Below are 14,038 nucleotides of genomic sequence, written 5' to 3'. Positions count from 1 at the left end.
AGATGCATTTACATTCTCATTTACGCAAGAATAAAGTGATTAAAAATAAAATATGTTATAACGCCTGAATATATCCAAACGTTATAAGAGCCCTTTTGGAAATTCGCTATGATAGGTTTTCAAGAGGTTTTGAGCGTGATTCAAAGGCAGGATGTGGACGCCAGCACAACGAGGCCGCATGGCCGGAATTACACGCAAGACGAAACGCTATCCGTCTGATCTGACAGATGAGGAATGGGAGCGCATAGCGCCTCTGATGCCCCCTGCGAACCGGCGTGGTCGGAAACGGACAACCGATTTCCGTGAGATCATCAATGCTCTGCGCTATCTCGTGCGCTCAGGCTGCGGTTGGGAGATGCTTCCGGTTCATTTTGGCCCATGGCAAACGGTTTACTGGTGGTTCCGCAGGCTGATGCGCCGTTTCCTGTTCCAGACCATTCATGATGTCTGTCTGATGCTCGATCGTGAAGCGGCAGGACGCGAAACCAGTCCATCGGGTGGTGTCATTGATAGCCAGAGTATCAAGGCACCCCACGCAAAGACACGTGGTTATGACGCAGGCAAGAAGATCGTCGGTCGGAAACGTCACATCGCAGTTGATACGGATGGCCGCCTTCTCCTGGTCCAGCTGACAACAGCCGATATTTCGGACAGTGCAGGAGGACAGATGATCCTTGATGCCATTCGTAAACGCTGGCCTTGGGTGAAGCACCTGTTTGCCGATGGAGCCTATGACCGCCTCCAGTTGATGGATAAGGCCACTTTTCTCGACTTCACAGTCGAGATCATCCGGCGGTCAGAGACAGCAAAAGGGTTTGAAATCCTGCCGCGTCGGTGGGTTGTGGAACGGACCTTCGGTTGGATGATCCGCTGGCGTCGCCTTGTGAAGGACTACGAACAGCGGATCGACGTCGCAGAGGCCATGATCCACATCGCCATGGGAAGCCTCATGCTACGCCGAAACGCTCATCCGTGAATTTCCAAAAGGGCTCTAACACTGCAGTAAATGACCAATACAATCTAATCTAGAAACGCTTTAATCGTATAATCTCTAACGGCATTAAAGGCCTGATTGTGGTTTGCGCGAAAACGCCATGAAAAGACACGTAATAATCGCGATAAACCCAACGTATATGAAAAATATTGTAAGATTGTAGTAGATAACCGCCACAAGTGAAACAATGGCACCCAGCAACGCAATTGCTGGCAAAACCGGGTACAATGGTGCCCGATAAGGGCGAGACAAAGCTGGTTCTTTCAGGCGCAAGCGAAACAGGCTTACCATGCTTAGCAAATACATGGTCAAAGCACCAAAAACAGACATGGTTACCAATGTGGCAGTTAAAGACTGCCCGTTGATAGAGATAATATCATCCGAAAAGATAGCTGCAATCCCGATGCTGCCACCAGCCAACGTGGCCGTATAAGGCGTTTTGAAACGCGGATGCAGTTTGCCCAACACAGCAGGCAAGAATCCTGCGCGTGCCAATGCAAAGATCTGCCGGCCATACCCCATGATAATACCATGCAAAGAGGCAACCAGCCCGAACAGCCCAAGCCACACCAACATGTGCAACCACCCGCTGTTGCTGCCCACTACGGCCTTCATGGCTTGAGGCAAAGGATCATTCAGATTAGCGAGGGTTCGCCAGTCCCCTACACCGCCAGCAAAAAGCATGACACCAAACGCCAATGAAACAAGCGTAAGCACACCCGCAATATAAGCGATAGGGATAGAACGCCGCGGATCTTTTGCTTCCTCTGCCGCCATGGCAACGCCTTCAATGGCCAAAAAGAACCAGATTGCGAATGGGATGGCCGCAAAAATGCCGCCCATAGCTGTCCAGCCAAAATGCGGAGCAATACCCCAGCCGTTCTGAAGAAAATTGTGCCATGAAAATGCAGGAGCAACGACTCCCATAAACACAAGAAGCTCGATAATAGCTGCAATTGTTACAAACAATTCAAATGTTGCAGCAATATGCACACCCACAATATTCAGTGTCATGAACACCAAATATGCTCCCAATGCCGCAACTTTAGGGGAGAGGTTGGGAAACTGCACATTCAGGTACGCACCAATAGCCAATGCGATAGCTGGTGGTGCAAAAATAAATTCAACCAGCGTGGCAAGTCCTGCCAACAAACCACCCCAGCGCCCCAATGCACGAAAACTATAAGCAAATGGGCCACCAGCATGTGGGATAGCACAGGTTAGTTCTGTAAAACTAAAGATAAAAGCAGTGTACATAATGGCCACAAAAACTGTGGCTACCAAAAACCCTAAAGTTCCAGCGGTGCCCCAGCCATAGCTCCAGCCAAAATATTCCCCGGAAATAACCAGACCAACAGCAATACCCCATAAATGGAACGTGCTTAGAGATTTTTTGAGATGCGTTGAACCCTCGCCCATGCTTCAGTACATCCTTTTGTGTCAGAGAATTATCAAGAAATTTTCGGTGTATTTTCGATTATTCCATTCTCTGGGGAAGAATCTTTCAAACCAATTCCTGTTTCTTTCAAACGCATGGCTTCCTGCATCAACCAAGTGAGTTTGTCGGCAGCAGCAGACGTAGAAAGACCATATGTATGAATATTTGAAAGACAGTTTCTGGAAGAATCTGGACAGCCGACATAAGGCGCGTATGTCAGATACACTCCCATACTGTCAGCAACACTTAGGCCGGGGCGCTCCCCAATCATCATAACAACAATTTTTGCACCCATTTTCTGGGCAATTTCATCACCCAGAGCTACTCGGCTTTGCGTTGCCACAACCAAAGGTGCAATACGCCACCCTAACAACCGCTTGCACATAGCCCGATACAGCGGCAAGGCTTCCTTCTGTGTTGCGATAGAAGACAGTCCATCAGCCGCAACAAACACCACATCCCATGCCCCATGAGACAAACCCGCAAGTGATTCAGCATTCAACCTGCGCCCTAGATCTGGACGGCGCAAATAAGTTTGCCGATCTGGGGCTTGACTGGAAACACAGATAACAGGGGTATCTCCCATTTCTGCCTGTAAATGCGCAATATCCAAAGGAATATGCACAGCATCTCGCGCCTTGGAATGAGATTCCTGAAATGCCAAAACATCTTTTGTGCATTGTGCATTTCCAGAACGACTTAAACCAATTCTGGCCCGTGTAAACTGGCGCAATCCTTGCCAGCCCTCACGTTTTTCCGGGGCCGTTGCGCCTGTAAAAAGCAGCTTTTTATCTGTCATGCGGCACCTACCAACTGCCCAAGGCGGGTTTGCCCCGGTGCAAGTTCCCGCATGCGGTTGTGCTTGCTATCGTACAGTTCCATTTGCTCCAACCACGCAGCAAATTCTGGAGCAGGCTTTAGACCCAACAAATTGCGCAATGTCAGAATATCATGAAACGAAAGGCTTTGATAATTCAGCATCACATCATCAGCGCCCGGCACACCTATCAGGAAGGTAATGCCCGCTGTGCCAAGAAGCACCATCAGGTTATCCATATCATCCTGATCGGCCTCAGCATGGTTGGTGTAACAGGCATCACACCCCATTGGCACACCTAACAGCTTGGCGCAGAAATGGTCTTCCAAACCAGCACGGATAATCTGCTTTCCATCGTACAGATATTCAGGGCCAATAAATCCAACAACTGTATTTACCAGTAAGGGATTATACGCACGCGCAACAGCATAGGCCCGTGCCTCTGCTGTTTGCTGATCCATACCATGATGCGCATTAGCTGAAAGAGCCGCACCCTGACCCGTTTCAAAATACATGACATTCTGGCCAACAGTGCCACGCTTAAGCGCTACCGCAGCATCTTGCGCTTCTGCCAGAATAGAAAGGTTAATCCCAAACCCTTCATTCGCCTTTTGTGTGCCCGCAATAGATTGAAAAACCAGATCTACCGCCCCGCCCTTATTCATAATTTCCAGTGTATTGGTCACATGCGTAAGCACACAAGTCTGGGTAGGGATATCATAACGCTGGCGCGCATGATCTAACATGTCCAGTAAGGCCATGCCATTTGCCACACTATCTGTAGCCGGATTAATGCCGATAACAGCATCCCCCATACCGTACAGCAAACCATCCAGTGTTGATGCAGCAATTCCCTTAAGATCATCCGTGGGATGATTAGGTTGCAAGCGGGAAGACAAACACCCTTCCAAACCAATAGTATTTCTAAAACCTGTGACCACACGAATTTTGCGCGCTACACTCATTAAATCCTGATTGCGCATCAACTTGCTAACTGCCGCAGCCATTTCTGGCGTGATACCCGGCGCAACGGCAGCCAGTGTTGCGGTATCAGCTTCGTGCGAGAGCAGCCAATCCCGAAACTGCCCAACTGTCATATGCGCCAGGGGTGCGAAGGCTTCCTTATCATGCGTATCCATAATAAGGCGCGTCACCTCATCTTCCTCATATGGAACAAGCGCAACGTCCAAAAAGGTCTGCAATGGTAGATCGGCCAAGGCATAACGTGCGGCAATACGCTGCACATCAGACTGTGCTGCAACACCAGCCAACTGGTCTCCCGAGCGTTCGGATGATGCAACTGCCAGCAACGTTTTCAGATCATCGAAGCTGTATGTCTCACCCCCCAGAGTGCAACGATACACCATTGAAGGAACTCCTTAGCTACACGTGAAAGAGATAGGGTTCACTTTCTGCATGCATTAAAATCATATCTACTTCGGAATGATATCATATGGAAATGATTTGCGACTTGACTGCTCGCTACATATTTTTAACATTTCATAACAAAGAAGGCTGCAGATCACACACTCGCTTCAGACAAAGGATTGCAATGTCTCCCCTGCTCGCCTTTTCTGCCTCTGGCGTTATGGCCGCCGCCGCTTCTGGCGCAGAAGGCTTTATTACAAGCCATGGGGGCGATATTGACCGCATTGCTGGCCGAGCGGGGTTGGCTCCGGGCAAATTAGCCCTGCCCACAGATATGCTGAGCCTGAACGCATATTGCCGCCTGTTTACTGAAGCAGCAAAAGAAACACAGCATGGCAATCTGGGTCTGTGGTTTGGGCAGCAGTTTCAACCGCAAACATTGGGGCTGATCGGGTTTGTGGCGCTTCTTTCACCCACGGTAAAAGAAGCCATTCATAATCTTGCAACGCACTTTATTTATCATCAAAGCTGTACGCACACGCGCCTTGTAAGGCAAGGCAATCTATTACAGCTTGAATACGCTATTACAGATCCAACCATTACAGAACGCCGGCAAGATGCAGAACTTACGTTAGGCATGTTCTGCAATGTGTTACGCTATGCTTTAGGGCCTGCGTGGCAGCCTGAAGAAGTGCATTTTGCACATGCGCAACCCGAACAGGCACACGAGCACCAAGATGCCTTTCAGGCAACCGTTCGTTTTAACCGTGCTACCAATGCGCTTGTTTTCCGCGATATTGGTTTGGAACACGCAATGCCGGATGCACAACCGCATACACTGGAAATTGTAAAAGCGTCTCTTATCTCACTCGCCCGCAACGGGCACAGTACACCTCATCCGCACATGTCTTTTAAAGAGCACGTTTTGTTAGCACTTGAGGAGATTTTACCAGAAGGTGGGCATCTCACCCTATTAGCTACACGCATGAATATGCCGGTTTGGACTCTGCAAAGGCGGCTGGCTGACCTTGGAATATCTTATTCTGATTTGATGGAAACCACGCGCTATAAACAGGCATGTGTTTTTCTACAACAACCAGAGCATGACATAAGCCAGATTGCCAGATTATTGGGATATTCTGAAACCAGCGCGTTCAGCAGAGCATTCCGCAAATGGAGCGGCGTTTCCCCACGAGCATGGCGCCAGCAATACATGCCAGCGCCATCCTTCATATAATATCAAAAATTCTTTCTATACCTGCAAAATTATCTATAAAGACTGTCAAAAATACCGCCATTTGAAAAATGGCCTTTTTGCAGTTTTGTCCATCCACCAAGACTTGCAACATCAAATGTCTCCACCTTCGGAAACACCTGCCCATATTCCGCCAACACTGCCGGATCTACCGGACGGAAATAATGTTTGGCACCAATTTTTTGCCCTTCTGGACAAAACAAAAACTCCAGATATGCTTTGGCAACATCTTCTGTGCCATGTGCCTTTACATTTTTATCCACCAAAGAAACAGGAGGTTCTGCAAGAATGGTTTGTGAAGGTACAACAATATCAAACTGATCTGGCCCGATATCTCGAGCGGCCATCAATGCTTCGTCTTCCCACGCCAGCAAAACATCACCCAGATGGCGTTGTACAAAACTGTTTGTTGCACCGCGTGCTCCGGTATCCAAAACGGGAACATGCTTGAATAAGCTTTTTAGATAAGTTTTTGCTGCATCTTCTGAGCCATTATTATGATGCAACGCCCATCCCCACGCGGCCAGATAATTCCAACGGGCACCACCAGATGTTTTGGGGTTAGGTGTAATAACCTGCACACCATCACGCACAAGATCTGGCCAGTCCTTAACGTTTTTCGGATTCCCCTTGCGCACAAGAAAAACGATTGTGCTTGTATAAGGTGTAGAATTATGCGGCAAACGTGTTTGCCAATCTGTAGCAATCAGGCCTTTCTGTGCAAGTAAATCAATATCATAGGCCAAGCCTAATGTGACCACATCTGCTGGCACACCTTCCAGCACAGAACGCGCCTGTGCGCCCGATCCCCCATGCGCTGTTTTAACAGTCACGCTATCTTCCTGGTGTGCCTGATGCCATGTGTTTGCAAAAGCCTTGTCTACTTCAGCATACAGCTCACGCGTTGGATCATAAGATACATTCAGAAGGTTGAAAGAGGCAGCCTGTGCTTGTTGCACATGCATACCCAAAAAGGCGCCGCCCCCTAAAGCCGCGGCTCCAACAAGCAGACGACGACGAGAAAGAGAAAAGTCTTTGTTTTTCATGATTATGAGACCTTCAAACCAGTTTTTCAGAATGCCGCCTGCACACGGCCAACAACTGCATTTCCATCGCGCCCAAATAGATTAACGCCACCTGATACACCCTTGGAACGCGTGACAATAAAGTGTGCGTAATCCAACATCACCTTGATATGCCTATTAGGATACCAGTTGAAACCACCCTGCCAGACTGTTTACTGGTTGCCGTTAACGCCTTCTCCACCCTGATTTTCCGTACCGTACAAGTCTGTCACACTCCAGAGCCCACTTACTTCCAGCGCGCCCCAGTGGCCGGTTGCCGGATCAAAGTCATACGTTACGCCGGGTGTGGTAAACGCTGCTGTTTTCTCACTATAAGATCTTGGTGTGCCCAAAATTGTATAGTTTGCAGCCACATACCACCCATCAAAACCCAAAGATGGGAGGTGAACTGTTTGTGCCTGATGATCACGCTGCACGCCAATATGGTAGTATTCACCCTTCAGCAAAAAGCGCTTCCAACGCAAAGCCAACTGGGGGCCGGCAGCCCAGATTTGCGCAACATCCGTAAGTGCTCCTGATGTGAGCAGACTGGTTTCACCCAGTGGCACTTCCATGTTGTCGGACAATTTCAACTGGCGGTCGCTGCTGTTTTCATTAACCTTGAATACAGAAGTTGCCCCGGCACCCACATGCACATCTATATCTTTTGAAACATAAGGACGACCAGCCGCGCGGATAACTGCACCTGTCTGGCTATCAACTATCGTAGTATCCTTGGAGCGGTCCCCAAATTTCTGACCCGTGAAATATCCTGACACAAGCCAACGTTTTTCGTAATGTTCACCACCAACACTAAAGCGTGCCACACCACCAGCAAGGTTACGTACCAGATCCACAATAGTTGGACGTTCCAGAAACTCGAAAGCTCCTGAACGTTCCGCGCTTTCTTCTTCCATACGCGGCTGAAAATACCCAACAGTTAGCGTTGTATTCCGCAACCCCGTATAGTTCAGATTTGCTTCAAACAAGCCAACAGTTCCATCAACACTGCTGGATCCAAAATCTGGCGTTACGTTAACAACCCAATCTTTATATCTCCAAGAAAGATAGAGCCGCAGGCGACGTGCATTTTGTGTTAATGAATTGAAATTGCCTTTGGTTTCTCCATTTCGTGGAGACATGCCAAAAAAACCGCCCACATCTTCCTGAGCCAGCAAACCAATGGAAAATGCGTAGGCTTTATCATCTGAAGCAATAGTTGGCCGCCCTTTTGGAAAACCAACTTGAATGCCACCAATATGAACTGTTTCTTTCTTTGCCGAAGCAGCCTTGAACTCTGCCCACGAAGCAACAGGGCCTTCAGGCAAAGCCGGGTGCGCTTCCGTCCCGGTGCGGGGGCCATGATGCACGGGGCGAGAAGGTTCTTCTGCGAACACAGGCTGGGGCTCTTCTGGCCCAGCAGCCACAAGATGTGGGGGTGAGGCACCAGATGATACTACCTTGGTGGTATTTCCCTTACCCTGTGCAACGTGCTCATACCGTGCAACACGCATTTGCAGGCGATGAATTTCACCCTGCATGTCACGGCGCATCATGGCCATTTCACGCCGCAAGGCCGCAACTTCAGCCTCTGATGTTTCTGCATGTAATACGCATGGAAAAAACAGACCTGATATGGCTGTTGTCAGCAAAAAACCAGAGCGAACGGAACCAGTCATTAAGCGCCCCCAACAACCCCTTTGGTTGTTTTTAACCCACATGGGAAATACTTGTTGTTTTACTTGAATACGATTTTACGTATATTATTTCGAACCAAGAACTATTTAGCTTGCAGCACCCCTTCCTGTCAAAACATAAAACACTGTTTAGAAAGGTTTTTATTACTGCTTACATACAATAGATAGACTAGGCCGTGGCAATATACACAAACCTAATTTTTAAGCGTGCATACTACCCCGCCCCTGGCCAACACGACGAAACACGCACGCAACAGACAACATTGGATTATCTGTCTGCGTAAATCTGCTGTTATGTAAAGATTTTACGCTTTCATGCGCCGCATAAAAACGACGCGTAGAACGGTCTGCTTCCAGAATAACAGTACCTAAAAAAGTACCATTTACTTCGATAATCTGAGATTCCAGCATTTGAATGCCTCTGGATAAAGAACACACCCAGCCGGCAACTTATTATCCGGCTAGATCAGAAAAAGAAAACAGGCGCATATTTAGGCGCCTTGGCTGCACGACATCGAACCGCACAGCACATTCGTAAACAAACCGGATACATATGCGCATCACCCTTTGTGATTCTGACGCGTTGTAACTTGGGAGACATTATGAGCAAACACACAACCGCGCAATAATAAACCATGAAAAATGGTTATTTTTTTTAACAACAAAAATTTGTGCATGTTAATTTTTCTTTATTAATCAATATACTAATAAAAATTCCTCGCTTATAAAAATTTTTCCATCACCGATCATAACCCTACAGAATCGCAGAAAACTTTTAACACGTATATTTTTCGTATTTTGTTATTTCCAGCGATGGGATAGGTTTTAATAACATCAGCGTAAGGAAAGGCTCTGAAGACCCAGCATGGTTTGACCCACAGAGTATGCCGCATGGCATATTCCATTTTCAAAACAAATCATACGTATAACGTGCCTCCACGATGGATTTATCTGCTTGCCTATGTTTTTTCTGCGCCGCCATACTCTGCCCGGCTTTCCGCTTACCTTTGGCATCACGCTTTTATGGGTAGGATTGCTTGTTATTCTGCCCCTGCTAGCCCTTATTGTACGCCCTTGGCAGGATGGTACGGCTGCCATCTTGCAAACCCTGCATGATACCCGGGTATTTGCAGCCTTTCGTGTCAGCTTTGGTTGTGCGCTGTTTGCTGCTTTGCTTGATCTGCCCTTAGGCATTTTGTTGGCGTGGACATTGGTAAGGCTTCGTCCACCGGGTTACAAAATCATCAATGCATGCATTGATCTACCTTTTGCTATCCCCACAGCAGTAACAGGCATTACGCTTGCCACTTTGTACGGACCCAATGGCTGGATGGGAAAGCTGTTAGTACATGCAGGCCTACAAGTAGCCTTTACGCCAACCGGTATTGTCATTGCCCTCATGTTTGTGGGCCTACCGTTTCTGGTACGTACTATTGAGCCTGTATTACAGAATTTTCCATCAGAGGTAGAAGAAGCAGCCTTCTTGCTTGGGGCTACACCTTTTCAGAAATTTTACCGTGTCATTCTACCAGCCATTCTTCCCGCAACATTAAGCGGGTTTGGGTTAGCCTTTGCCCGCTGCATTGGTGAATACGGCTCCGTTATTTTTATTGCTGGCAATCAGCCTTTCCGCAGTGAAATCGTCCCCCTGCTCATTGTTATGCGCCTGCAGGAATTCGATTATTCTGGCGCAACAACTATTGCTGTGATGCTGCTGCTAACCGCTTTGATTTGCCTAGGAGGTGTAAGTTTCTTGCGTCTACGCGTTTCACGCGGGCTTGTTATGGAAGATGTCAAATGACAACCACGCGCTTTTCCATAAGCCGCCTTATTCTCTGCGGGTGCAGTTATGCTGTTGTGCTGCTTATGCTTCTGCTACCGCTTGTGCTCATTTTTACAGAAGCACTCAGGCAAGGGGTACATGCTGCCGTATCTGCATTGCTGGAACCAGACGCTCTGTCTGCTATGCGGTTAACCGCGTTTGTTACTGTAATTGTTACCGTTACAAACACTCTCGGCGGTATTGCCGCAGCATGGTGCCTGACAAAATATTCTTTTATGGGCAAACGCTTTCTCATCACGCTGATAGAGCTTCCTATCAGCGTGTCTCCCGTCATTGCTGGCCTGATATGGCTTTTGCTGTTTGGGCAGGAAGGCTGGTGGGGCAATTGGTTAGCTGCCCATAATATGCAAATTGCCTTTGCTGTGCCTGGCATCGTGCTGGCCACCCTGTTTGTTACCTTCCCTTATGTCACGCGCACTCTTATGCCCTACATGGAACAACAAGGACGCGATGCAGAAGAAGCGGCATTTTTGCTAGGTGCAAATTTCTGGCAAACCTTGTGGCAAGTTACCCTGCCAGATGCGCGCTGGGCGCTACTATCTGGCATTCTGCTTACCACTGCCCGTGCCATTGGTGAGTTTGGGGCCGTTTCTGTTGTTTCAGGCCATATCCCAGGCGTTACAGAAACGATGCCGCTGCATATCGAAACACTTTATAATGGATACCAAACAGTAGCCGCCTTCAGCATGGCCGCACTTCTTGCCCTATGTGCCATGAGCACAGTTCTGCTTCGCACAATATTTGAGCATTCTTTTAGGAAACAGCCTTCATGAGCGTTAACCTGCACTCTTTTACACAATATGCTCCTGGTTCCTCCCGCAAGATTTTGGATGATATTAATCTGACAGTTGAAGACGGTGCCTTTATTGCATTGGTTGGCCCTTCTGGCGCTGGCAAAACATCTTTACTCCGCGCTATTGGCGGCCTCTCCCCAGTATATGAAGGGCAGTTATTGATTGATGACCTCCCCATCGGTCATTCTGATCTTCCAAAACGTAAAACTGGCTTTGTTTTCCAGAACTATGCACTGTTCAGGCATATGAGTGTGGCGCGCAATATTTCCTTTGGGCTTGATGTTTTACCACGCAAGCAGCGCCCAGATCGCGCAGCTATTGCAGCCCGCGTACAAGATCCTCTGGAACTTATTCAACTTCCACATTTGGCAGATGCCCGTCCAGATCAGCTTTCTGGTGGGCAACGGCAACGCGTTGCCTTGGCACGCGCTCTTGCAACAGAACCTAAGCTGCTCCTGTTGGATGAACCATTTGGAGCACTGGACCCGATTGTACGCCGCACCATCCGCCGCTGGTTAAGAGAACTGCATGATAAGCTGGGGCTTACTACCATTCTGGTTACGCACGATCATGAAGAAGCCCTGGATATTGCAGACAGACTTGTAGTCATGCAAGACGGCCGCATTGTGCAGGATGCTGATGCCGGCACGCTCAACACATCTCCGCAAACACCGTTTGTCATGCAGTTTCTGGGTGAAACACTGGAATTTGCAGGAGAAATACAGAATGGGCAGTTTATCCCTGAAAATACTGATGCCCTGCCATTTCCGGTAACTGACAAGATTGGCAAAACAACAGTATTTATCCGCCCTTGCGATGTGCTGTTTGTAAGCGGCAAAGGTGCTGCTCATATTCTTTCTCGCAGCCGCAACCCCAATGGGCTGTATCACTATGCTGTGCAGACCACCCAAAAGGTACTTGATATTACAACACCAATGCCAACAGAAATTTCTGAAGGTGAACAATTCGGGTTGGACATTTCACACGGCAAAATCTTCTCAAATCTTCCGTAAGATAAGGTTCTACCTATAAGCTGGATTGACAGCGCAGATTTTATATGTTGCGTTAAAATAACGGTTGATATGCAAGAACTTAGATAACCTTTTGCATTTCTGTATAAATTGATTCTGTATTTTCAATTTATTGTGAAAGTACAGAATTTCTATCTGCATGGAATGTTTGTATGCCCGACAAAACCTCCACTCCGCACGCAACGCCATCACATACATCAGAAGGTTATCATCGCGCTCTCAATAAACGGCAGATTCAGATGATCTCCATTGGGGGCGCTATTGGTACTGGCTTGTTTTTAGGCGCAGGTGGACGTCTGCAAGCAGTAGGGCCTTCGTTGGCTCTTATTTACTTGGTATGCGGGATTTTCTGTTTTCTCATGCTGCGTGCTTTGGGTGAGTTGGTCATGTATCACCCAACCAGCGGTAGCTTTGTTTCCTATACCTTAGAATTTCTAGGCCCCAAGGCATCTTACATTGCTGGTGCCATGTCTTTTTTCAACTGGGCTATGACAGGCATTGTCGATATCACCGCCGTAGCGCTTTACATGCACTTCTGGGGCACTTTTGCGCATATGCCCCAATGGGTATTTGCCATGCTGGCACTCTTGCTCATAACTGGCATGAACCTGATTGGCGTGAAATGGTTTGGGGAAATGGAGTTCTGGTTTTCCCTTATCAAAATTGTAGCGCTGGTTCTCTTTCTGATTATCGGAAGCGCTATTTTGGGCCTGCGTGTACCCATAGATCATCACACAACCGGTTTGAACCTGATTACACAGCATGGCGGCTTGTTCCCTCATGGCATCTTGCCTGCACTGGCACTCACTCAAGGGGTTATTTTTGCCTATTCAGGTATAGAAATGATCGGTACTGCCGCTGGTGAATGTCAGGATGTGCGCACCGTTCTGCCCACTGCCATCAATAACGTAATGTGGCGCATTGCTATTTTTTATGTTGGCACTGTTACTCTGCTGGTTCTTCTGCTGCCTTGGTCTGCTTATCAGGCAGGCACCAGCCCATTTGTGACATTTTTCTCCCATCTGGGTATATCGGGCGTGGATTCCATTATGAACATTGTGGTGCTTACGGCAGCGCTCTCCAGCCTGAACTCTGGCCTGTATTCCACCGGTCGTGTTCTACGCGCTCTGGCACTTAATGGCTCCGCTCCGCGTTACCTTACGCATATGAGCAAACAATCCGTTCCTTCTGCCGCCATTCTCACAACTGTAGGTATCTATCTTGTTGGCGTTTTTCTGAACTATTTGCTGCCTTCGCAAATCTTTGAAATTGTTCTTAATCTGGCCTCTCTGGGGATTATCAGCACATGGTGCTTTATCCTGCTCAGCCAGATCAAGCTACGGCAAGCCATCAACGCAGGCCGCATTGCCCCTACCGGATTTGCCATGCCAGGTGCGCCATTTACATCTTGGGCAACCATTTTGTTTTTTTGCAGCATCATTGTGCTTATGGCATTTGATTACCCAACAGGATCATTCTCTGTGGCCTGTATTCCTATTCTGGCCATCATCCTATTTGTGGGCTGGAAGGCCTTCAGCCACAAACCCATTCATCTTGTTCCTCCCACACAATCTTCCATCACCCTGACAGATGATTTACTGGGAACATCAGATACTCCAAACAAGCAGGGTTAGCCGCCTTACCCAACTTATTCTTATGGTGCATCCTGTCCTGCAGGCTTTCTTCTTGAGATGAAACGGGCATCACCGTAATATATCCTTGACTGAAAGCGTGGTA

11 protein-coding genes and 1 pseudogene are annotated in these 14,038 nt (G+C 48.0%); 6 read left to right on the top strand and 6 right to left on the bottom strand.

Annotated elements, in window-relative coordinates; translation table 11 throughout:
- Positions 1 to 151: 151 nt before the first annotated feature.
- Complete coding sequence (locus A4S02_RS12890) at positions 152 to 976, top strand: IS5-like element IS12528 family transposase (RefSeq protein ID WP_011251455.1); 825 nt, start codon at positions 152 to 154, stop codon at positions 974 to 976.
- An 84-nt stretch (positions 977 to 1,060) separates the two neighbouring features.
- Here A4S02_RS12890 and eat read toward each other — a convergent pair whose 3' ends face one another.
- Genes eat through A4S02_RS12875 form a run of 3 tightly spaced genes read right to left on the bottom strand, consistent with a single transcriptional unit; the run spans position 1,061 to position 4,616 of the window.
- On the bottom strand, positions 1,061 to 2,413 hold the full coding sequence (eat, locus tag A4S02_RS12885) for an ethanolamine permease (protein ID WP_019088681.1): 1,353 nt from the start codon (positions 2,411 to 2,413) through the stop codon (positions 1,061 to 1,063).
- A 32-nt stretch (positions 2,414 to 2,445) separates the two neighbouring features.
- Positions 2,446 to 3,231, bottom strand: coding sequence for an ethanolamine ammonia-lyase subunit EutC (gene eutC / locus A4S02_RS12880; protein ID WP_070324006.1), 786 nt, complete (start codon positions 3,229 to 3,231; stop codon positions 2,446 to 2,448).
- A complete protein-coding gene (locus A4S02_RS12875; protein ID WP_070324005.1) occupies positions 3,228 to 4,616 on the bottom strand; it encodes an ethanolamine ammonia-lyase subunit EutB in 1,389 nt (462 codons plus the stop codon). The genes eutC and A4S02_RS12875 overlap by 4 nt, the downstream gene beginning before the upstream one ends.
- A gap of 92 nt (positions 4,617 to 4,708) precedes the next feature.
- Between A4S02_RS12875 and qhpR the strand changes: the two genes are divergently transcribed.
- Positions 4,709 to 5,854 carry an AraC-like transcriptional regulator QhpR gene (qhpR, locus tag A4S02_RS12870; RefSeq protein ID WP_208858946.1) on the top strand — a complete coding sequence of 382 codons (1,146 nt, stop codon included), beginning with the start codon at positions 4,709 to 4,711 and terminating at the stop codon, positions 5,852 to 5,854.
- Between the two features lie 29 nt (positions 5,855 to 5,883).
- On the opposite strand, the gene A4S02_RS12865 is transcribed toward qhpR, so the two are convergent.
- The 3 genes and pseudogenes from A4S02_RS12865 to A4S02_RS16190 form a co-directional block, all read right to left on the bottom strand.
- Positions 5,884 to 6,918 carry a sulfate ABC transporter substrate-binding protein gene (locus A4S02_RS12865; RefSeq protein WP_070324003.1) on the bottom strand — a complete coding sequence of 345 codons (1,035 nt, stop codon included), beginning with the start codon at positions 6,916 to 6,918 and terminating at the stop codon, positions 5,884 to 5,886.
- Between the two features lie 26 nt (positions 6,919 to 6,944).
- Positions 6,945 to 8,615: pseudogene (locus A4S02_RS12860) on the bottom strand (OprO/OprP family phosphate-selective porin).
- A gap of 219 nt (positions 8,616 to 8,834) precedes the next feature.
- Positions 8,835 to 9,044, bottom strand: a complete 210-nt coding sequence (locus tag A4S02_RS16190; RefSeq protein ID WP_070324002.1) for a hypothetical protein — start codon at positions 9,042 to 9,044, stop codon at positions 8,835 to 8,837.
- Positions 9,045 to 9,594: 550 nt separating this feature from the next.
- On the opposite strand from A4S02_RS16190, the gene cysT reads away from it, so the two are divergent.
- From cysT to A4S02_RS12835, 4 genes are all read left to right on the top strand, one after another.
- Positions 9,595 to 10,434, top strand: a complete 840-nt coding sequence (gene cysT, locus A4S02_RS12850) for a sulfate ABC transporter permease subunit CysT (RefSeq protein WP_070324001.1) — start codon at positions 9,595 to 9,597, stop codon at positions 10,432 to 10,434.
- Positions 10,431 to 11,249 carry a sulfate ABC transporter permease subunit CysW gene (cysW, locus tag A4S02_RS12845; RefSeq protein WP_070324000.1) on the top strand — a complete coding sequence of 273 codons (819 nt, stop codon included), beginning with the start codon at positions 10,431 to 10,433 and terminating at the stop codon, positions 11,247 to 11,249. The genes cysT and cysW overlap by 4 nt, the downstream gene beginning before the upstream one ends.
- Positions 11,246 to 12,283, top strand: coding sequence for a sulfate/molybdate ABC transporter ATP-binding protein (locus tag A4S02_RS12840; protein WP_070323999.1), 1,038 nt, complete (start codon positions 11,246 to 11,248; stop codon positions 12,281 to 12,283). Before cysW ends, A4S02_RS12840 begins: the two co-directional genes overlap by 4 nt.
- 170 nt (positions 12,284 to 12,453) lie before the next feature.
- Positions 12,454 to 13,935, top strand: a complete 1,482-nt coding sequence (locus tag A4S02_RS12835; protein WP_070323998.1) for an amino acid permease — start codon at positions 12,454 to 12,456, stop codon at positions 13,933 to 13,935.
- Positions 13,936 to 14,038 lie beyond the last annotated feature (103 nt).

This window comes from Acetobacter ascendens (genome assembly GCF_001766235.1).
Classification (GTDB): Bacteria; Pseudomonadota; Alphaproteobacteria; order Acetobacterales; family Acetobacteraceae; genus Acetobacter; species Acetobacter ascendens.
Note: the sequence above shows the minus strand (reverse complement) of the source record. Positions and strands in the feature narration are given on the sequence as shown.